1 protein-coding gene is annotated in these 480 nt (G+C 75.6%); it reads right to left on the minus strand.

What is annotated here, in order from left to right; genetic code table 11:
- On the minus strand, window positions 1-480 hold a 480-nt coding region (locus G3I71_RS47015), incomplete at both ends, for a glycoside hydrolase family 3 C-terminal domain-containing protein (RefSeq protein ID WP_203733136.1).

The raw sequence follows: 480 nt of genomic DNA on the forward strand, positions 1-480 counted from the left end.
TAGGGCAGCCGGTGCCCGGGTGCGTCGACGTAGAGCTGGACCAGCTCGTGGGCGGGTCGTGCGCCGTGGTTCTCGACGGTCACGTGTGCGACGAGCGTCGCGTCCTCGTCGACCGGCGCGCGGTCCGCGGCGACGTCGAGCGCGGCGTAGCGCACGTCGCCGTACGTGCGGCCGTGCCCGAGCCCGTACCGGTGGGGCGTGGGCGAGTACCAGCTCGTGGTGCGCGTGGCGATGACGTCGTAGTCGAGCAGGTCGCCGGCCTGCGCGGCGTCGGCGGGCCACTCCTGCGCGAGCCGACCGGTGGGCTCGACGTCGCCGAGCAGCACGTCGGCGAGGCCGTGCCCGTGCTCCTGCCCGCCGTGCGACGACCACACGACGGCGGCAGCGGCGTCCGCCTCGGCCTCCAGCACGTACGGGTACGACGAGACGACGAGGAGCACGGCGCGCGGGTTCGCGGCGACGGCGGCCTGCCACAGCGCC

The sequence above is a fragment of the Streptomyces sp. SID12501 genome (assembly GCF_010550245.1).
Taxonomy (GTDB): Bacteria; Actinomycetota; Actinomycetes; order Streptomycetales; family Streptomycetaceae; genus Streptomyces.